Origin of the sequence: Polaribacter sp. NJDZ03, from assembly GCF_019263805.1 — a bacterium.
Taxonomy (GTDB): domain Bacteria; phylum Bacteroidota; class Bacteroidia; order Flavobacteriales; family Flavobacteriaceae; genus Polaribacter.
This window is the reverse complement of record NZ_CP079195.1, coordinates 482,463-503,239: the sequence shown is the minus strand read 5'-3', so window position 1 is coordinate 503,239 and position 20,777 is coordinate 482,463. Positions and strand designations below refer to the sequence as shown.

Genomic DNA, 20,777 nt, shown 5'->3' with positions numbered 1-20,777 from the left:
AATAGAAGAAAAACTACGACTACATTTTAAATAAATATTATTTTTTTTCAAATTAATGTAAATTTTCTTTTTCTAATTAGCTCTTAAAAATAGCTTAAATTTTTAAAACTTCTTTTCTACTTTTAATATTTAATTTTCCATAAATGTTTTTGACATGAAACTTAACGGTATTCACTGAGATATTTACTTCAGCTGCTATTTCTTTATTAGACTTACTAGATACAATTAAATTAAAAATTTCTCTTTCTCTAAAACTTAAAACATCTAAATTTATCTTTATAGATTCTTCTTGTACTGTAAGTTGTTCTATTTCTTTAGAAAACTTTATAATATCTTTTTTCATTAAAGAATTATATTTCCTTAAATCCTTTTCCCTATATAACACAGCAAAAGAGAGGATTATAATTTGTATAAAACCACCAATTTTTAAATTAGTAGCATTGGTTTCAAATAAAGAAATTCCGAAATTTTTTAAAATAAAAAAATCAATTCCGCTAAACAATATAATTACATAAGAAAATGTAAATAATTTAGTATGTGTATTTTCCTTAAAAAGTAACACACCTAAAAACCAATAGATAAATAAAAGTATAGCTGTTAAAACACCTAAGGTTATATATAATTCGTTTTTTTTAAAAATTAAAAATAATATTACAAATAAAATAATACCTACTCCTATTGTATAAGTATAATTTTTTACTTTAGGATAATAGATATCTAATAACAGAAAACTATTTGCAAACTTTGATGCAAAGTAAGCTAGAACAGTGAAATTTAATAAAATTAAAAACTGAATATATTTTTCATCAACATTAAATAAATGCAAAATACCATCAGATAATATAAAACTAAAAGTTAGACTGGCTAATAAAATAGCATGGTATAAAAATGAATTGTCTCTAAAAAAATAGAAATAATTAAGACTAAACAGAATTACTAAAAAAGCAACTCCATAATAAAAACCATCAATAAGTAATTGTACTTTTTCTTTAAAAGCAGCGTCTTCTTCTGTATTTAATTCAACAGGAAAATAGGCACTAAAATTAGAACTTACTTTTATATATATTGGCGCTTCTCTAGAAAATTTAAAAGAGGAATACCTTTGATTCTTTAATTTTTTAATTTCTCTTAAATTTTGATACGCCTTTGCATTCGTAGCTCTTATACTTATAATTCTAAAAATATAACTTAAATATGTTTTATTAGCTGGTATCTTAAACCAAAAAGTAGCTCCAGATTTTTCTTCTAAAATATCCTTTTCTAAAGGTTTAAATTCTACTTTGTCAATATCTTTATAACTAAAACTACTACTAGCATCTTTAAAATAATAAACGTCAGATTGAGAAAAAGTAGATACTACAAAAAAAAGAAATATTAGTAGTACCTTAAATTTCATATATACTTTCCTATTATTATTATTATTATTATTATTATTATTGCTGTTGCTGCTCTTGTTGTTGTTTTATTTTTTTCTTTTGATATTGAATTTCAGGTATTTTTTTTTCTTTTTTATCTATATCGTTATTCTTTAATGTAGAATTATCTTCCATAAAATATTAAAATTAAAACAACTTTGTCTGATTTTCATCATCTATTTTTTTCTGCTCTGCTTTTTTTCTTGCTATCGATTTTTGCAATGCAATTTTTGCTTTTTCTTCTGCAGAAAGTTCTTCTAAAATAGGTTTTTTAGTTTCCGGTATCGGAATATCAATAGGCAATTCATCTTCAATAACTTCTTCTTCAGCATCATCTATATCTTCAGATACTTCTTCTTCTGGTTCATTAAAAGGTAAGGGTTCTAATAACCTAACTTGTTTTATTTTTTCGGTTGTTAACTGGTTTCCTTGTGCTTTAATTCCTTTAACAGAAATAAATTCTTCAAAATTGACTTCTTCATTTTCTAAACTTCTTTTAGAAAATTGAACTTCAGCAATTGGTCTATAATCAGTTGCAACAATTTCTAATTGACTTTTTACATGATCAGAAATAAATTCTTCTTCTTTTTCAGTTGTTTCAATTAAGAAACGTTTTACGTAATAACGCTCTTTTTCACCATCAAAATAAATAGCAGAAATTGGCTTGTTAGGCTTCCATTTTTCTAAGACAATCATATCATCTTCAAAATGCATCGCTAAATTTGGTTTTACCGCTTTTGCTTTTCCACTTTGTGTAATAATTAATAACTTATCCTCTGCTCTAAATTCTCCCAACAACTCTCCTCTTTCATCAACATTTAAACGCTGCACAGTATCATCAAACCAAATTTTACGAGGTTTTAATGTAGAAACACCTTCAGATTTAAAATCTACAGATTTAATGGCGTATTTTGTTATTCTATTTCCTCTTACAGCTCTACCTTTTACCGTTAAATCTGCAAAATCTATATCCCATTTTAACTTTTTAACACTACCAGCTGCACGTAAATTAACCGTTACAACTTCTGCTTCTCCATTTAAGTTTGCAGTAAAATAATGCACAATAGATCCTTTATTTCCGTTTGTTAAATCGTACTCTTTATCTCTAGTAACAGACGTAACATTAAAACGCTTCATGTAAGACGCACCTCTAGCACCGTCTCTGTACATAAAATTATAAACGGTTCTTCTGTCTTTCTTTTTAAAGATAGCAACATAAATAATATCTTTACCTACAAAGGTCTTAGTATCTACTTTAGACACCATCATCCCTCCATCTTTTCTAAAGATAATAACATCATCAATATCAGAACAATCAGTTATAAACTCATCTCTTTTTAGAGAAGTTCCTATAAACCCTTCTTCTCTATTTACATAGAGTTTTGCATTATTCATTGCCACTTTAGAAGCCACAATATCATCAAAAATTCTAATTTCTGTTTTACGTTCTTTGTCTTTTCCGTACGTCTCTTTTAGACGTTTAAAATAATTTATTGCAAACTCAATTAAATTTGCTAAATGATCTTTTACTACAGCAATTTTCTCTTCTAAACCTTCTATAAATTGTCTTGCTTTGTCAATATCAAACTTAGATATTTTCTTAATTCTAATTTCTGTTAAACGTGTAATATCGTCTACAGTAATCGCACGTTTTAAATGTTTAATATGTGGTTGTAAACCTTTGTCTATCGCCTCAATTACGCCATCCCAAGTTTCTTCTTCCTCTATATCTCGGTAAATTCTGTTCTCAATAAAAATACGTTCTAAAGAAGAAAAATGCCATTGCTCTTCCAGTTCGTTTAACTGAATTTCTAATTCTTTTTTAAGCAAATCAACCGTTAAATCTGTAGAATGCTTTAACATTTCTGATACACCTACAAAAACAGGTGTATTATTTTCTATAGTACATGCTAAAGGCGATATTGATGTTTCGCAACTTGTAAAAGCATACAACGCATCAATCGATTTATCTGGCGATACATTTGGTGGTAAATGCACCAAAATTTCTACTTCTGCTGCTGTATTATCTTCAATCTTTTTTATTTTAATTTTCCCTTTATCGTTGGCTTTTAAAATACTATCAATTAAAGTGGTGGTGGTCGTAGAAAACGGAATTTCATTAATCACCAACGTCTTTTTATCAAGCTGATGAATTTTAGCACGAACTCTTACCTTCCCTCCACGTTTACCATCATTATAATGGGTGAAATCTGCAATTCCTCCTGTTAAAAAATCAGGAACAATCTTAAAACTTCTCCCTTTTAAGTACTTTATAGAAGCGTCTATTAATTCAATAAAGTTATGTGGTAATATTTTAGTAGACAAACCAACCGCAATTCCCTCTGCTCCTTGCGCTAACAATAACGGAAACTTTACAGGCAAATCTATTGGCTCTTTTCTACGTCCGTCATAAGACATTTTCCAAGCGGTAGTTTTCGGATTAAAAACAACATCCAACGCAAATTTAGACAAACGTGCCTCAATATAACGAGAAGCCGCAGCTCTATCTCCCGTTAAAATATTACCCCAGTTTCCTTGCATATCAATCAGTAATTCTTTCTGACCAATTTGCACCATAGCATCTGCAATAGAAGCATCTCCATGTGGATGATATTGCATGGTGTGACCAACAATATTTGCTACCTTATTGTAACGTCCATCATCTAAATCTTTCATAGAATGCATAATTCTACGCTGCACTGGTTTTAACCCGTCTTCTAACGACGGAACCGCTCTTTCTAAAATCACATAACTAGCATAATCTAAAAACCACTCCTTGTACATCCCTGTAACTTTGGTTATGGTTTCTACCGCTTCTGCCGGATTTTCTAGAGAATCAGATTGATTTTCTGGAATCGTTAATTCTTCTTCGTGTTCGTTCTCGTTAATTTCTTCACTCATTTAAAAAAACGTTTATTCGTTTAAGAGTTTACTTATTTTATTTTTTGGGCGTTTTAACAGGCTTTGCGCTGTATCTTTTTGCAAAAAAAGCAAAAAGGATGTCGCTTCAATCCCTAACGCAGCGTACTTGCCAACTATATTTTTTAATCTTAATCTTTTTTATAACCGATTTTATTTGTCTCTGGCCTATTTTATTTCTTCTCCACCAATTCATCTAAACTAATTAACATGGCAACTCGTTGTTCTGTAAAAAACATTGAAACATAACGCAAACTCATCGTTTTAGAATTGGCGGTCTCAAATTGAGACCTTCAATTTTTATTTTCTAAACCATTACAAAAATATAATTTTCAGACCTCACAGGTTTTAAAAACCTGTGAGGTCTTGATACAAATTATTGGTTTAGATTTGTTTCCTTTTTATTTTATTAACCTTAAAACAACAAATTGTAATCTTAAAATTTTCAAACTCATTATTAATCATTTTAAACATACAGACTTTTAACCTCCCTAAAAATAAAACCTAAATCACTTACTTTTAAAACCTTGAAGTTTTAAATTGACTCCTCAAGTTGTTTTATTATTTTAATTCTCCCAATCAATATCTAAATTTTGAACTTCAATATTTCCATATTCGTATTTATAACCTCCATCAGAATCCTTATAACCTATCTTTATAGTTACAAAACTTAATTTTTCTACTGTTGGAAGAATTTTAATAAAATTAATTGAAGCCTTAACAGGAATATTTGTTGGTACTTTATTGCACATGTAAGAAGCAAATTTTGAAGAAACTTTTGAACCAACCGAAACAATATCTGAGTTATATTCATTTCCTTCTAAATCGTAAGCTTTAGCATCTTTTATACTTTTATTAAAACAAATATCTTGATGTACCTTTTTATGTTTAATTAAAAATTCAATTTTTACTTGTTGAGTATTCTTATCTCCTTTACAACTCAATAATTTTAAATCATAATCATTTGAAAAAGACTTTATCTTTATTTCATCTAAAACTTTATTTTCTACAATTTCTTTTGCAACAAAAGCTTTATTCTTCGAAATCATTTCTCCTGTTAAAATAGCACTTTGCAATGGTACGGCTAATCTCATTTGAGAGTTTGGAACTTTAATAATAGCAAAAGTATAATAATTATTTTCAGATTTAACACGTTTAAAATATCTAATTTTTCCTTTAAAGCCATTAAATTCTTTTGACACTGGAATAATATATTCCCCTTTTATTATCATATTATTGTCTTTGTCTTCAAACACATCATATGAAGGAACTACATCTAGAGCAAGAGCATCATCTATATTATCTAATACACTTTTATGTTTATAAGCAAATATATTTCTAAATGTTTCTCCATTTAAAGCATTACCTAATTGAATAACATCCTTAATTTTATAACTATTTTTATCTGGCCCTGTTTGAGTTTCTTTTGTTCTTTCTCCTGGGAATTGAGAAAAAGTTATTGATGTAATTAATAAGCAAAATAAAGTAATTTTAATCTTCATAATTGTTTCTTTTTTAAATTTTCTTTAACATAATAATTTTAATACAAAAAAACAGTATTATTTTAATTGAACGTATCCAATTGCATCCACTATATTTTTTTAGGTTTACATTCTTCAGAGGGTTAAAAAAAATTACTATTTAGAAAACTTTTTAGATTCAAATTCCTTTTTAACTCTTCTAAAATTTGGCTAAAGCCTATATTCTTCTCATTTATTAAACACAGGCTAAAGCCTGTGACAATTCAAAATCATAATAAACCTTTTTCTTCCCTTTTGAATTGCCTATGGATTTATCCATAGGTATTTAATTACATCAACACAGAGGCTTTAGCTAAATTCACTCCAACCCATCATTACCGGAATCATTAACTAATCAAAGTCCTTTCCATCGGATAAGATTTAAGATAGACTCTCTTCATCTTCAATAGTATCCAATTCAACCTTTAAATTCTCTATAATAAATTTCTGTCTATCCGGAGTATTTTTCCCCATATAAAACTCCAACATCTGCTCTATAGACATTTCTTTGTCTAACATAATTGGGTCTAAACGAATATCATCACCAATAAAATGAACAAACTCATTAGGCGAAATCTCTCCCAAACCTTTAAATCGAGTTATTTCTGGTTTCCCTCTTAATTTATTAATAGCATCTTGTTTTTCTTCTTGAGAATAACAATAGAAAGTTTCTTTCTTGTTACGAACTCTAAACAACGGCGTTTCTAAAATATACAAATGCCCTTCTTTTATCAATTCAGGGAAAAACTGCAAGAAAAATGTTATCAATAACAAACGAATGTGCATACCATCTACATCGGCATCGGTTGCAATTACAATATTGTTATAACGCAATTCTTCTAAACCATCTTCTATATTTAATGCTGCTTGCAAAAGATTGAATTCTTCATTTTCATACACAATTTTCTTACTTAATCCATACGAATTTAAAGGTTTCCCTTTTAAACTAAAAACCGCTTGTGTATTTACATTTCTAGATTTTGTGATAGAACCAGAGGCAGAATCTCCCTCGGTAATAAAAAGTGTAGATTCTAAATAGGCTTCTTTTTTTGTATCACCTAAATGAACTCTGCAATCACGTAATTTTTTATTGTGTAAACTAGATTTTTTAGCTCTGTCTTTTGCTAGTTTTCTAATTCCGGAAAGCTCTTTTCGTTCTTTCTCTGCCTGAACAATTTTTCTATGTAATGCATCTGCAACATCAGTATTTCTATGCAGGTAATTATCTAATTTCGTTTTTAAGAAATCGTTTATATAAGTTCTTACAGTTGGTAAGTCTCCTCCCATGTCTGTAGAACCTAATTTTGTTTTTGTCTGACTCTCAAAAACAGGTTCCATTACTTTAATGGCAACCGCAGAAATAATAGATTTACGAATATCTGAAGCTTCAAAAGCTTTGCCGTAAAACTCTCTAATTGTTTTTACAATTGCTTCTCTAAACGCAGATTGATGCGTTCCACCTTGCGTGGTGTGTTGTCCGTTTACAAAAGAATGGTATTCTTCTGAATATTGTGTTTTACTATGCGTAATGGCAACTTCTATATCATCTCCTTTTAAGTGAATTATTGGGTACAACATATCATCTACATTGTTGTTATCTTCCAATAAATCTTTCAGTCCGTTTTCTGAAATAAATTTTTCGCCATTAAAGATTATGGTTAAACCTGGGTTTAAATACACATAATATTTGAGCATTTTTGCAACATACTCATTTCTAAATTTGTACTTCTTAAAAATTTCTTCATCCGGAATAAAAGAAACTTTGGTTCCCTTTCTACGAGAAGATTCTTCTAAAAACTCTTCGTTTTCTAAGTTTCCTTGGCTAAATTCTGCCGAAGCAGATTTACCATCACGAGAAGATTCTACTCTAAAAAATGACGAAAGTGCATTTACTGCCTTTGTACCAACTCCATTTAAACCTACCGATTTTTTAAACGCTTTAGAGTCGTATTTTCCACCAGTATTCATCTTAGAAACTACGTCTACCACTTTACCTAAAGGAATTCCACGTCCATAATCTCTAACAATAACTTTGCTTCCATGAATAGAGATTTCAATGGTTTTTCCGGCGCCCATAACATACTCATCTATAGAGTTGTCTAAAACTTCTTTTACAAGAATGTAAATTCCATCGTCTGCAGAAGACCCATCGCCCAATTTACCAATGTACATTCCCGGACGCATTCTTATGTGCTCTTTCCAGTCTAAAGACCTGATATTATCTTCGGTATATTTTGTTTCTTGACTCATGAAATATGTTACTATTGTTAGGTTTGAAGCCTTGCTAAAATAGCATTAAACAAGCTAAAATAAAAGGACTCAGCCAATTAGTTATCAACAGGATTTCAACGATTCTTTTATCTAAATTTTATCAACTTATAAAAATAAAATCTAAAGAAATTAAGGAAAAATTATCAAATTTAACACTCCTTCAAAAATACAAATTCCGCATAAAAATCACAAAAAAAAACAATATGTTATATTTTTAAACAAGTCATTATTTACCCAACAATTTTATTACTTTTGACGTCTGATATAAAATAAAACAAAGTGAAAAACGCACAATTAATAAAGTTAGCAAATAAATACGGAAGTCCTTTATATGTTTACGATACAGATAAAATAGAATCTCAATACAACAGGTTAACAAATGCTTTTAGCAGCGTTAAAAGTTTAAAGTTAAATTATGCTGTAAAAGCACTTTCTAATATTAATATATTAAAGTTCTTTAAAGACTTAGGTTCTGGTTTAGACACTGTTTCTTATCAAGAAGTACAATTGTGTTTAACTACAGGAATTGAGCCTCACGACATTATTTACACGCCAAACGGTGTTTCTTTATCAGAAATTGAAGAAGTTGCTAAATTGGGTGTTCAAATTAATATTGATAACCTTTCTATTTTAGAACAATTCGGACAAAAACATCCAGACATTCCTGTTTGTGTGCGTATCAATCCACATATTATGGCAGGTGGAAATTCTAAAATTTCTGTGGGTCATATCGATTCTAAATTCGGAATTTCTATTCACCAAGTACCTCATATTAAACGTGTGGTAGAAAATACGGGAATGAATATCAACGGAATTCACATGCACACTGGTTCTGATATTTTAGATATCGATACTTTTTTACGTGCCTCTGATATTTTATTTGATGTTGCTAAACAATTCGAAAACATCGATTTTATCGACTTTGGAAGTGGATTTAAAGTGCCTTATAAAGAAGGAGATATTTCTACAGATATAGAGCAATTAGGTTTGCAGTTATCAGAGAGATTCAATGAATTTTGTGCAGATTATGGTAAAGACATTACTTTAATGTTTGAGCCTGGTAAATTCTTAGTTTCAGAAGCAGGTTCTTTTTTAGCAAAAGTAAATGTTGTTAAACAAACAACTTCTACGGTTTTTGCACATGTAGACACAGGTTTTAATCACTTGGTAAGACCAATGATGTACGATTCTTATCACCATATTACCAACATTTCTAACCCAAAAGGAAGAGATCGTTATTACTCTGTAGTTGGTTATATTTGTGAAACGGATACGTTTGCATCAAACAGAAGAATTGCAGAGATTTCAGAAGAAGATGTTTTATGTTTCCACAATGCGGGTGCATATTGTTTTTCAATGGCGTCTAACTACAACTCTCGCTATATTCCTGCAGAAGTTATGGTACACAAAGGAAAAGATTACCTTATTAGAAAAAGACAAACAATTCAAGATATTTTACACAACCAAGTTGTAGTAGATTTTTCTAAAACAGAAAAAGCAGAAGCTTAAAAAAAGCTTTTAAACAAGTTATAAATCCATCAGAAAATATATTTTTTGGTGGATTTTTTTATTAAATTTACCTTATATAATTAAAACAAATTTAAAATGAAAATATTAGGAATTGGAAGTAATTACGTTACTGACTTGAAAGACATTTCCGAAAAAAAGAATGCTAAAAAGTTCATTTTTTCAAAACCAGAAAGTAGTTTAGCTGTTAATTGTGATGTAGAATACCCTAGTAGCATTACAAACGAATTAATTTACGAAATAGAACTAGTTGTTAAAATAGGAAAAGAAGGAAAAAATATTTCTAAAGAAACTGCAAACTCTTATATTTCAGAAATTGCCGTAGGTATCGATTATACTGCAACAGACCTTTTAAAAGACGCAAGAGAAACGAAACATCCTTGGGATTTTGCAAAAGGTTTTGATGGTGCTGCTCCTATTTCTAGTTTTAAACCGGTTTCTAATTATAATTTAGGTGATATTGATTTCGATTTAAAAATAAACGGAGAAGAAAAACAAAAAAGTAATACAGCCTATATGATTCATGATTTTGCTGATATTATTGTGTTTATTTCTAAATATATGACCTTACAACCTGGAGATTTAATTTTTACAGGAACTCCTGCTTTAGGAAAAGGAGAAATTTTTAAAGGAGATCAATTGCAATGTTCTGTAAACGGAGAGTTGTTGTTAGATTTTAAAATGATTTAATTGTCTATTCGAGCGTAATCGAGAATTTTTAATTATTAAAAACAAGATCTCAACTGCGCTCGATCTGACAAAACCCTATATTATTATATTTTTTTTATGAAAATAAGACTTTCTAATATTGAAGATATTCCTGCAATAATGACAATTATAGATGACGCCAGAGAACTCTTAGCATCCTTACATATTGATCAATGGCAAAACGGATATCCGAATGCAGCCCAAGTAGAAAATGACATCAAAAATAATGAAAGTTATGTTGTTGTAAATGATGACAATATTGTGATGGCAACTTCTATGTTTACATTCAAAAAAGAACCAACTTACAAGGAAGTTATAGACGGAAATTGGTTGGTAGATGAAGATAAAGTCTACGGAGTAATCCATAGAATGGCAATTAAAAAAGAGTTTAGAAAATTAGGTTTGGCAACATTTCTTTTTAGTGAATTTCATCAAACATTAAAAGATAAAAACATTCAAAGCTTAAAGATAGATACTCACGAAGACAATCTAGGAATGCAATCTTTAATTAAAAAATTAGGCTACACTTATTGTGGAGTTATCTATACCAATTATAACGCTAAGAGGTTAGCCTTTGAGAAAGTGATTCTCTAAAAAAAAATCTCGACACAAAATTCTTAAAAAAAGAATTTCACTCGAAGTGACAGAATGCTCATACTTGTAAACGTATTATAACACGCAATGTCACTTCGAGTGATTTTTCTGACAAAGGATGAGAAATTTTATCGATAAGTTTTGTTAAAATAACCTAAAAATCAATTAATTAACAAACTGTTTCGATAAAATTAGTTAAAAAGGTTAAACATAAATTAAAGTGATTTTTTTTTCAAGAAAAAGCTATTTATTTGTATCAAACAAATTAAAATTATAATTATGAAAAAAGTATTACTAGTAACATTATTAACAGTTTTAAGCATTGTAAATGCAAATGCACAAGACATCGAATTCGGAGTTAAAGCTGGACTAAATTTTGCTTCCATTAACGGAGACAATACCAAAGATTTAGGCACTGTCACCTCTTTTAATTTTGGTTTAATGGCAGAAATTCCCTTTACAGAAAAATTTTCGATTCAACCTGAATTGTTATTTTCTGGTCATGGTTTTAGTACAGGATCTGACACAAATGATTTTGTTGCTTTAAATTATTTAAACACCCCATTAATGGGAAAATATTATGTTACAAAAAGACTAAGTTTTGAAGCAGGACCTCAAGTGGGTTTTTTACTTTCAGCAACAGATGACAATACAAAAGCAGATGTTAAAAATGCTTACAAAGACCTAGATTTTGGAGTAAATTTAGGACTTGGATATAAACTAGATAACGGACTTAATTTTAGTGCACGTTATAATGTTGGTCTTTCTGACATTAATGAAGTGAAAACTGATAAAAATAGAAACGGTGTGTTTCAAGTTTCTGTTGGCTACTTCTTTTTTTAAGACATGACAATTATATAAGAAAAACACAAAATAAAACTATATTTACAACCTCATAAATTCATTTTTATGAGGTTTCTTTTTTCTGATAAAATTCAAATAAAAAAATGCAATTACTTTCTTATATAATTCAGCAAACCCAACTTTCTTCTAAAGCTGTAGAAAATACTATTTCATTGTTAAATGAAGATGCTACAATTCCTTTTATCAGTAGATATAGAAAGGAAATGACAGGTAATTTAGATGAAGTGCAAATTGGTGATATTGTTAAGTTTAAAGAAACTTTTGAAGCTTTAGAAAAGCGTAAACTCGGTGTTTTAAAAGCTTTAAAAGAACAAAATGTATTAACTACAGAATTAGAACAAAAAGTAAACGCTACTAGAGATTTAATTACTTTAGAAGATTTGTATTTACCTTTTAAGAAAAAGCGAAAAACCAAAGCAGAAACTGCTCGTTTACAAGGCTTAGAACCACTGGCAAAAATGATGATGAGTCAGCGTGTAAACGACTTAGAACATACCGCTTCTAAATACACGTCCAAGGAAGTTGTAACTATTGATGATGCATTAGAAGGTGCACGATTCATTATTGCAGAATGGATTAATGAGCGCACAGATATCAGAAATAATATTAGACGAGAATTAGAACGTTATGCTACAATTACATCAAAAGTAATAAAAACAAAGTCTGAAGATGAAAAAGCTCAAAAATTTAAAGATTACTTTGATTGGAGCGAATCTTTAAGCAGAATTCCATCTCATCGATTTTTAGCAATTTTAAGAGCCGAAAATGAAGGTTTTATCCGTGTTAAAATAGAAATTGATACAGAAAGGGTCATTCAAAAAATGGAAAGCAATATTATTCGTACACAAAACGAATGTACTCAGCAAATAGAACTTGCTATAAAAGATGCTTACAAGCGTTTGCTGTTTCCTTCTCTATCTAACGAAAGATTATCATTAGCAAAAGAAAATGCAGATGAAGACGCTATAACTGTGTTTTCTAAAAACTTAAAGCAATTACTTTTAGGTGCTCCTTTAGGCGAAAAAAGAATTTTAGCAATCGATCCTGGATTTAGATCTGGTTGTAAAATTGTATGTTTAAATGAGCAAGGAGATTTAGAACATAACGAAAATATTTATCCGCATGCGCCTCAAAATCAATCTACAGAAGCGATTAAAAAAATAAGTTCTTTAGTTGAAGCACATAAAATTGAAGCCATTGCAATTGGTAACGGAACAGCTTCAAGAGAAACTGAGCAATTGGTAAAGAAAATTGAATTTAAACATTCGGTTGATGTATTTGTAGTGAGTGAAGCTGGAGCGTCTATTTATTCCGCCTCTAAAATTGCAAGAGATGAATTCCCTAATTTTGACGTTACCGTTCGCGGTTCTGTTTCTATCGGAAGACGTTTGCAAGATCCATTGGCTGAATTGGTGAAGATTGATGCAAAATCGATTGGAGTTGGTCAATATCAGCATGATGTAGATCAAACAAAATTGAAAAAATCTCTTGATACAACTGTAGAAAGTTGTGTAAACACCATTGGTGTAAATATTAATACTGCAAGTGAATCTTTGTTGAGTTATGTTTCTGGAATTGGACCAAAATTGGCAGAAAACATCGTGAATTACAGAAATGAAAATGGTTCTTTTACTTCTAGAAATGCCATTAAAAAAGTACCTCGTTTAGGCGGAAAAGCATACGAACAAGCTGCTGGTTTTTTACGAATTAAAAAAGGAAAAAATCCGTTAGATGATTCTGGCGTGCATCCAGAAAGTTATGCTTTGGTTGATAAAATGGCTAAAGATAATAACATAAAAGTTTCTGAGTTTATTGGTAACAAAGAATTGATTCAGAAAATAAACCTAAAAAAATATATTACAGAAACTATTGGTCTACCTACTCTAGAAGACATTATTAAAGAATTAGAGAAACCAGGTTTAGACCCAAGAGCCAAAGCAAAAGTGTTTTCTTTTGATAAAAATATTAAAACGATTGCCGATTTAAGAACAGGGCAACTCTTACCCGGAATTGTAAATAACATTACCAATTTCGGCTGTTTTGTAGATGTTGGAATCAAAGAAAGTGGCTTAATTCATGTTTCTAACTTATCAGATACTTTTGTAAAAGACGTTAGTGCAATTGTAAATCTACAACAACAAATTATTGCAAAAGTAATAGAGGTTGATGTTGTGAGAAAACGAATTCAATTGGCTTTAGTAAAGTAAAATAATAATTTCTTATCTTTATAAAATGAGCAATAAAATAGAAAAAAATGATATTTGGGATGACTTAACAGATTCTCAAAAGGATGAGATTCAACAAGAAGTTAATGAATCTAACAAAAAGAAAAAAACAACTTGGGACGATGTTAAAAAAGAGCTCTCAAAATTGAAGTAAAATACAGTTTCTTCTTCTTTTAAAAACCAAAAAGTTTTTTTTGGCCAATAGTGTTGCAAAAAATGTAAATACAATTCTTACTTTACTTAAACATATAGTTTAAAAATTCTAGAGGTTGATGTAGTTAGAAAGCGAATTCAATTGGCTTTAATGAAGTCAATTAATAATTTATTATCTTTATAAAAAGAAAACAAAATGGATATTCAAACAACAAAAATAGCATTGATAAAAGAAATTTTAGATATTGAAAATCCGGAAACTCTTTTAAAAATAAGAAATATACTTGATGAATCTAATTTTGATTTAGATGTTGTTAATGAGAGTAATATAGATTATGACAACCTAAAACCTTCTCAACAAAAAAGGAAACTAGCATTTATTAATGATTTCATCAATTTAGAAAATGAAGAAACAATATCTAAACTTGAAAAATTACTTTGGCAAAACAATGATTTTTGGAATGATTTAAGTCTTTCTGAAAAAGAAGAAATTGAACAAGGAATTAAAGAATTAGACGAAGGTAAAAGAGTTTCTTATGAATCTGTTTTAAATGAAGTCTCCTAATGCAAGTTTTTTACTCTAAACTAGCAAGACTTAAATATATTAAAATAACAAATTATCTACTTGAAACTTGGAGCCTACAAAGCAAAAACAATTTTATTAAAAAGTTTGATTTAAAAATTCAACAAATAAAACTTCATCTTTATAGCTGCTTAGAGTCTTTTGAGTATAAAGGCTTACATAAATGTGTCGTAACAAAACAAACCACTTTTTATTATAGAGTTTTGCTAAATCAGCAAGAAATAGAAATTATCTCTGTTTTTGATACAAGACAAAATCCAGAGAAGTTAAATAAAGATTTATAAAATTCCCAAAATAATTTGTCAATAAATTTTATAAGGAATACGATTAGTTTTCATTCAAACACTTAATACTCCATAAACAATTACTAATTTCAGCCCCTTCAGGTTTTAAAAACCTGAAGAGCTTATTTTTATTAACAATCACAAAAGATTATCATTAAATTTGTAATAATTCCTTAATTTCGAACTCACAAAAATAATCAATGAAAGTCTGTATTGCCGAAAAGCCATCTGTAGCAAGAGAAATAGCTAGTATTCTAGGAGCCAACACAAAACGTGATGGTTATTACGAAGGAAACGGTTATGCGGTAACATATACATTCGGACATTTGTGCACACTTTTAGAACCTAAAGATTACAAGCCGCATTGGAAAAGTTGGGATTTGAACAATCTACCAATGCTTCCAGAACGTTTTGACACCAAAGTTACGGGAGATGCAGGAATTAGAAAACAATACAATATTGTAAAATCTTTATTTGATAAAGCAACGGTTGTAATTAATTGTGGGGATGCTGGGACAGAAGGAGAATTGATTCAGCGTTGGGTAATTAATCAAGCCGGTTATAAAGGAGAAGTACAACGTTTATGGATTTCGTCTCTTACAGAGGAAGCTATAAAAGAAGGTTTTAAAAACCTAAAACCTGCAGAAAAATACGACAACTTATATTATGCAGGTTATTCTAGAGCTATTGGAGACTGGCTTTTAGGGTTAAATGCAACGCGTTTATACACCGTAAAATTTGGTGGATTTAAACAAGTTTTATCGGTTGGTAGAGTACAAACTCCTACCCTAGCCATGTTGGTAAATCGTTTTGTTGAAATTGAAAATTTTAAACCACAACCTTATTGGGAACTACAAACAACCTATAGAAATACCCTTTTCAATTATGAAGATGGACGCTTTTTAAAACAAGAAGACGGACAAGTTTTAGCAAATAAAGTGAAAGAATCTGATTTTGAGATTGTTTCTGTTACCAAAAAGAAAGGGAAAGAATACGCTCCGAAACTGTTTGATTTAACTGGTTTACAGGTATATTGTAATAATAAATTTGGCTTTTCTGCGGATGAAACTTTAAAAATGGTTCAGAAGCTATATGAAATGAAAGTAGTTACGTATCCTAGAGTTGATACTACTTTTTTACCAAATGATGTGTATCCTAAAATTGCAGGTATTTTATCTAAATTAACAAATTACAGCGCACTTACTCAACCTCTTTTAGGTAGTAAAATAAAGAAATCGAAACGTGTTTTTGATGATAAAAAAGTAACAGATCACCACGCAATTATTCCTACCGGAATTCAAGGAAATTTGCAATACAATCAGCAACAAGTGTACGATATTATTACTCGTAGATTTATTGGTGTTTTTTATCCAGATTCTGATGTTTCTAATACTTCAGTAATTGGTAAAGCTGCAGATGTACCTTTTAAAACAACCGGAAAAGAAATTTTAACCAAAGGTTGGCGTGTTGCTTTTGAAACGGAAGAAAGCAAAATTAAGAAAGAATTAAACGAACAAATTACATTGCCTTCTTTTGTAAAAGGTGAAAAAGGCGCACATGAACCTTCGTTTTTAGAAAAGGAAACCAAACCTCCAAGAAATTTTACAGAAGCAAGTTTATTGCGCGCCATGGAAACTGCTGGAAAGCAAGTAGATGATGAGAATTTACGTGAATTAATGAAAGAAAACGGAATTGGAAGACCTTCTACAAGAGCAAGTATTATTGAGACTTTATTCCGAAGAAAATATATTGAGCGTAAAAAGAAATTGGTTTTACCAACACAAACCGGAATCGATTTAATTAATATTATTGACAACGAATTATTAAAATCTGCTGAATTAACTGGTCGTTGGGAAAAACGTTTAAAAGAAATTGAACGAGGAGAATTCAACGCCGGAACCTTCATTAATAATATGAAGAAAATGGTAGATGAATTGGTGTATGAAGTCCGTTCTAATACTTCTAAAAAACGAATTACTTCTAACGCAGAAGTCATTGCGAGTTCAACGAAGCAATCTATTGTTTCAAAGACAAAAAAAACTCCAACAAAAAAACAAGTTGTAGGAAAAACTTGCCCGAAATGTAAAAAAGGACAACTCTTAAAAGGTTCTTCTGCCTTTGGGTGTTCTGAATATAAAAACAATTGCGATTTAAAAATTCCGTTTGAAATTTACGGGAAGAAAATTTCTGAAAACCAATTGATACGATTGGTTGACAAAGGTTGTACTACCAATTTAAAAGGCTTTAAAACGGATAATGGTTCTGTAGAAGGCTTAATAAGATTTGATGATGCTTTTAAATTGAAATTAGAACCTAAACAAAAAGTAGTCACTTCTAACTCTGTCGAAAAGAGTTCTGATAAAATTACGTGTCCAAAATGTAAACAAGGAACTATTTTAAAGGGGAAAACAGCTTATGGTTGTTCTGCTTATAAGTCAGGTTGCGATTTTGTTTTCACATTTGATAACATCAAAAAAATAGCCAATGGAAAACCATTGACTAAAGATTTGGTGATAAAAATTATAAGTAGTTAATATTTACAATCAACTGTCATTTCGAAATAAGTTTTTTTTTAGCGATTGAGAAATCTCACATCCTCTTTACAAAATCAACAAGTAAAAAAAACGGCTTACTCAGCATACATTTTATCAATAAGAGCTTTGTATTTTTTATAAATTACTTTACGTTTAAGTTTTAAAGTGGCAGTAATTTCTCCTGCCTCAATAGTAAACTCTTTTGGTAATAAAGTAAATTTCTTAATTTTTTCAAACTTAGAAAACTCCTTTTGCAATTCTTCAAAACGTTTTTCTAACATGGTTTTAATCTGATTATTATTAATCAAATCTTCAATATCTTTAAAACTAATTTTATGCTCTTCAGCATATTTTTTAATATTCTCGAAACTAGGAACCGCCAAAGCCGTAACATACTTTTGCTGATCTCCTATCACAGCAATTTGCTCAATAAAAGAATCACTAACTAAAGCCATTTCAAGTTTTTGAGGAGCAATATATTTACCTCCAGAAGTTTTCATTAAATCTTTAATTCTATCAGTAATTACTAAGTTTCCTAATTCGTCAATTTTTCCTGCATCACCTGTTTTAAACCAGCCATTTTCAAAAACTTCTGCAGTAGCTTCTGGTTTTTTATAATAGCCTTTCATAACTCCAGGTCCTTTTACCAAAACTTCATCATTAGCACCAATTTTAATTTCGGTTCCTAAAATTGGCTTACCCGCAGAATTAAACTCGAAGTAGTGATCACCAAACAACGTAACTGTAGCAGTTGTTTCTGTTAAACCATAGCCACATTTTATATTTAATGCAAACGAATGAAAAAACGAAACCATATCTGGTACTAAAGGTGCTCCGCCACAAGGCATAAACTTTATATTCCCTCCAAAGACATCACGTAATTTACTAAGTACCAATTTATCTGCTATTTTATATTTTAGCTTTAACATTAGTGGTACTTTTTTATCAAAACGACGATAGGTATTATGGTATTTATTTCCAACTCCCAATGCCCAACTTGCCAATTTCATTTTAGTAGGGGAAGCTTCTTTTCTTTTTTCTTGAATAGCAGCAAAAATTTTCTCAAAGATTCTAGGTACTGTACACATCAAAGATGGTTTAACCTCTTTTAAGACATCTGCAATTTTCTTTGGGTCTTGGTTAAAATATACCTGAATTCCTTTTTGTAAGCAGAAAAACACCCAACTACGTTCGTAAATATGACTTAATGGTAAGAAGCTTAAAGTTACATCATTTTCATCTACATCTAATTCTGCTTCATGTGCTTTTAATGAGGATGCAAAATTGTTATGATCTAACATTACACCTTTAGGCTCTCCTGTTGTACCAGAGGTATAAATAATACTTGCTAAATCATTAAGTTCAGAATCAGAATGACGCTTTTCTAATTCATTTTCAATACTTTTTGGAAATTCTGCATTTATAAAATCATTAAAATAAACAGCTTTTTTATGGCCTCTTAAATCTACAGTACTTGTTAAGGCTACTATTAATTTTAAGTATGTATTATTTTCTGAGACTAATTCTACTTTATCAAACTCATCTTGATCTCCCACAAACAACACACTAATTTCTGCATCGTTAACAACGTATTCTACTTCTTTCTGAGAATTGGTTGCATAAATAGGAATCGTTACGGCTCTTACACCCATAATTCCTAAATCAGCAATAATCCACTCTGTCATATTTTGAGCAAAAACACCAATATTGTCTTGTTCTTTAATTCCGAAATTGATTAAAGCTTTAGAAACTTGCTGTATTTGAAAATAAAAAGAATCCCAAGAAATTCCTTTCCAACTTTGTGAAGCTTCATCTTTATAAAAAACTGCATCTTTTGTTGTAAATCGATTAGCGTTATCTTTAATTACTTCTAGTAAATGTTTATAATTCATCTTTCGATTATTTTTAAATAAGGATATTATAACTATCAAATTTACGAATATTTCAAAGATTTAAACAGATATCAAATTATATATTAATGTTAATGAAGTATCAAACCAATGTATCATTCTATTTTTTCGGTTAAATTTAATAGGTAAAAAAATTAATAATATCCTTTTTAAATTCTTTATTAACTTTTTAACAATAACTAATGTTAAAACTTATAGCTATTTCCTTATTTTGCCTTAGTTTTAACAAAAAAATTAAATAGTAAATGGATTTTACAAACCCACTAGTATATGGTGTACCGTGTTTCTTAGCACTTATTTTAGTCGAATTAACATATAGTAAGCACAATAAAAAAGAAGAAAAGAAGAAAATTTATAAATGGAAAGATTTAGCAGCTAGCCTTACCATGGGGATTGGTTCTGCTATTCTAGCTCCTTTAACAAAAACAATTGCTGCAATTGTACTTTTTAATTTTGTCTATGAAATATTCAATCCTTTAGTTGATGGAATTCGCACAAATTTAATGGGCTACGAATCTTTTGGATACGCTTGGTATATTTGGCTTATTTGTCAAGTTTTAGACGATTTTAGTTATTATTGGTTTCACAGACAAAACCACAATGTACGTTTTTTATGGGCAGCACATATTGTACACCATTCTTCGGATAATTTTAATTTAGGAACTGCCGTTAGAAACGGATGGTTTACCATTCTTTACAAACCATTTTTTTATGTGTGGATTGTTGCTATTGGTTTTCCACCAGAAATGTTAGTCGTTTGTTTAGGTATTGAAGCTTTATGGCAATTTCAATTACATACCGTTTACATTGGTAAATTAGGTTTCTTAGATAAAATATTGAATACACATACCATGCACCAAGTACATCATGCTCAAAATTTTGAGTATATGGATAAAAATCATGGTGGATTTCTAAACGCTTTTGATAGAATGTTTGGTACTTTTAAAGAATTTGACGAAAATATTGACATCAAATATGGAGTTACGCATCCGCCAAACTCTTATAATCCGTTTGTTATTCTAACACATGAATATAAAGATATTTGGGACGATATGAAAAAATCTAAGAACTGGTATCATAAATTTATGTATGCATTTGCCGCACCAGGTTGGAGCCATGATGGAAGTACACTAACCATTAAACAAGCTCGTAAAGCTTTACAAGAAGAATAATATGTTTTTTTTTAAGCAAAACTTGTCAACTTAAAAAAAGGAATCTCAAAATAAATTTGAGATTCCTTTTTTTATTAAATGATATAAAAGATAAGTAA

14 protein-coding genes are annotated in these 20,777 nt (G+C 29.7%); 9 read left to right on the top strand and 5 right to left on the bottom strand.

The features are described 5' to 3' along the window. Positions 1–94: 94 nt before the first annotated feature. From KV700_RS02090 to KV700_RS02075, 4 genes are all read right to left on the bottom strand, one after another. Positions 95–1,396, bottom strand: a complete 1,302-nt coding sequence (locus tag KV700_RS02090) for a LuxR C-terminal-related transcriptional regulator (protein WP_218598919.1) — start codon at positions 1,394–1,396, stop codon at positions 95–97. 166 nt (positions 1,397–1,562) lie between these two features. Next, positions 1,563–4,316: a DNA gyrase/topoisomerase IV subunit A gene (locus KV700_RS02085; protein WP_218598918.1), complete on the bottom strand. Its 2,754-nt coding sequence runs from the start codon at positions 4,314–4,316 to the stop codon at positions 1,563–1,565. A gap of 584 nt (positions 4,317–4,900) precedes the next feature. Continuing rightward, entirely contained in the window at positions 4,901–5,836 is a 936-nt protein-coding gene (locus KV700_RS02080) for a hypothetical protein (protein ID WP_218598917.1), read from the bottom strand. A gap of 399 nt (positions 5,837–6,235) precedes the next feature. Then, on the bottom strand, positions 6,236–8,104 hold the full coding sequence (locus KV700_RS02075; RefSeq protein WP_218598916.1) for a DNA topoisomerase IV subunit B: 1,869 nt from the start codon (positions 8,102–8,104) through the stop codon (positions 6,236–6,238). A gap of 300 nt (positions 8,105–8,404) precedes the next feature. Between KV700_RS02075 and lysA the strand changes: the two genes are divergently transcribed. From lysA to KV700_RS02035, 8 genes are all read left to right on the top strand, one after another. Further along, a complete protein-coding gene (lysA, locus tag KV700_RS02070) occupies positions 8,405–9,634 on the top strand; it encodes a diaminopimelate decarboxylase (RefSeq protein WP_166384874.1) in 1,230 nt (409 codons plus the stop codon). Between the two features lie 96 nt (positions 9,635–9,730). Next, positions 9,731–10,342, top strand: coding sequence for a fumarylacetoacetate hydrolase family protein (locus KV700_RS02065; RefSeq protein WP_218598915.1), 612 nt, complete (start codon positions 9,731–9,733; stop codon positions 10,340–10,342). A 96-nt stretch (positions 10,343–10,438) separates the two neighbouring features. Next, positions 10,439–10,954, top strand: a complete 516-nt coding sequence (locus KV700_RS02060; RefSeq protein WP_218598914.1) for a GNAT family N-acetyltransferase — start codon at positions 10,439–10,441, stop codon at positions 10,952–10,954. A 279-nt stretch (positions 10,955–11,233) separates the two neighbouring features. Further along, positions 11,234–11,797 (top strand): porin family protein, encoded by a 564-nt coding sequence (locus KV700_RS02055; protein ID WP_218598913.1) that lies wholly within the window; start codon positions 11,234–11,236, stop codon positions 11,795–11,797. Positions 11,798–11,901: 104 nt separating this feature from the next. After that, positions 11,902–14,025 carry a Tex family protein gene (locus tag KV700_RS02050; protein WP_218598912.1) on the top strand — a complete coding sequence of 708 codons (2,124 nt, stop codon included), beginning with the start codon at positions 11,902–11,904 and terminating at the stop codon, positions 14,023–14,025. 25 nt (positions 14,026–14,050) lie between these two features. Then, the gene (locus KV700_RS02045) at positions 14,051–14,197 is read left to right on the top strand and encodes a hypothetical protein (RefSeq protein ID WP_218598911.1); all 147 of its coding nucleotides are present in this window, start codon (positions 14,051–14,053) and stop codon (positions 14,195–14,197) included. Between the two features lie 195 nt (positions 14,198–14,392). Continuing rightward, positions 14,393–14,761 carry a hypothetical protein gene (locus KV700_RS02040; protein ID WP_218598909.1) on the top strand — a complete coding sequence of 123 codons (369 nt, stop codon included), beginning with the start codon at positions 14,393–14,395 and terminating at the stop codon, positions 14,759–14,761. 502 nt (positions 14,762–15,263) lie between these two features. Continuing rightward, the gene (locus KV700_RS02035) at positions 15,264–17,597 is read left to right on the top strand and encodes a type IA DNA topoisomerase (protein WP_218598907.1); all 2,334 of its coding nucleotides are present in this window, start codon (positions 15,264–15,266) and stop codon (positions 17,595–17,597) included. Between the two features lie 95 nt (positions 17,598–17,692). On the opposite strand, the gene KV700_RS02030 is transcribed toward KV700_RS02035, so the two are convergent. Continuing rightward, on the bottom strand, positions 17,693–19,489 hold the full coding sequence (locus tag KV700_RS02030) for a long-chain fatty acid--CoA ligase (RefSeq protein WP_218598906.1): 1,797 nt from the start codon (positions 19,487–19,489) through the stop codon (positions 17,693–17,695). 263 nt (positions 19,490–19,752) lie between these two features. Here KV700_RS02030 and KV700_RS02025 point away from each other — a divergent pair, with 263 nt between their 5' ends. After that, entirely contained in the window at positions 19,753–20,679 is a 927-nt protein-coding gene (locus KV700_RS02025) for a sterol desaturase family protein (RefSeq protein WP_166384854.1), read from the top strand. Positions 20,680–20,777: the final 98 nt, after the last annotated feature.

Excerpts from the sequence above, each read along its gene's own strand:
- KV700_RS02090 (WP_218598919.1), bottom strand. The coding sequence starts at position 1,396 with ATGAAATTTAAGGTACTACTAATATTTCTTTTTTTTGTAGTATCTACT.
- KV700_RS02085 (WP_218598918.1), bottom strand. The coding sequence starts at position 4,316 with ATGAGTGAAGAAATTAACGAGAACGAACACGAAGAAGAATTAACGATT.
- KV700_RS02080 (WP_218598917.1), bottom strand. The coding sequence starts at position 5,836 with ATGAAGATTAAAATTACTTTATTTTGCTTATTAATTACATCAATAACT.
- KV700_RS02075 (WP_218598916.1), bottom strand. The coding sequence starts at position 8,104 with ATGAGTCAAGAAACAAAATATACCGAAGATAATATCAGGTCTTTAGAC.
- KV700_RS02065 (WP_218598915.1), top strand. The coding sequence starts at position 9,731 with ATGAAAATATTAGGAATTGGAAGTAATTACGTTACTGACTTGAAAGAC.
- KV700_RS02060 (WP_218598914.1), top strand. The coding sequence starts at position 10,439 with ATGAAAATAAGACTTTCTAATATTGAAGATATTCCTGCAATAATGACA.
- KV700_RS02055 (WP_218598913.1), top strand. The coding sequence starts at position 11,234 with ATGAAAAAAGTATTACTAGTAACATTATTAACAGTTTTAAGCATTGTA.
- KV700_RS02050 (WP_218598912.1), top strand. The coding sequence starts at position 11,902 with ATGCAATTACTTTCTTATATAATTCAGCAAACCCAACTTTCTTCTAAA.
- KV700_RS02045 (WP_218598911.1), top strand. The coding sequence starts at position 14,051 with ATGAGCAATAAAATAGAAAAAAATGATATTTGGGATGACTTAACAGAT.
- KV700_RS02040 (WP_218598909.1), top strand. The coding sequence starts at position 14,393 with ATGGATATTCAAACAACAAAAATAGCATTGATAAAAGAAATTTTAGAT.
- KV700_RS02035 (WP_218598907.1), top strand. The coding sequence starts at position 15,264 with ATGAAAGTCTGTATTGCCGAAAAGCCATCTGTAGCAAGAGAAATAGCT.
- KV700_RS02030 (WP_218598906.1), bottom strand. The coding sequence starts at position 19,489 with ATGAATTATAAACATTTACTAGAAGTAATTAAAGATAACGCTAATCGA.
- KV700_RS02025 (WP_166384854.1), top strand. The coding sequence starts at position 19,753 with ATGGATTTTACAAACCCACTAGTATATGGTGTACCGTGTTTCTTAGCA.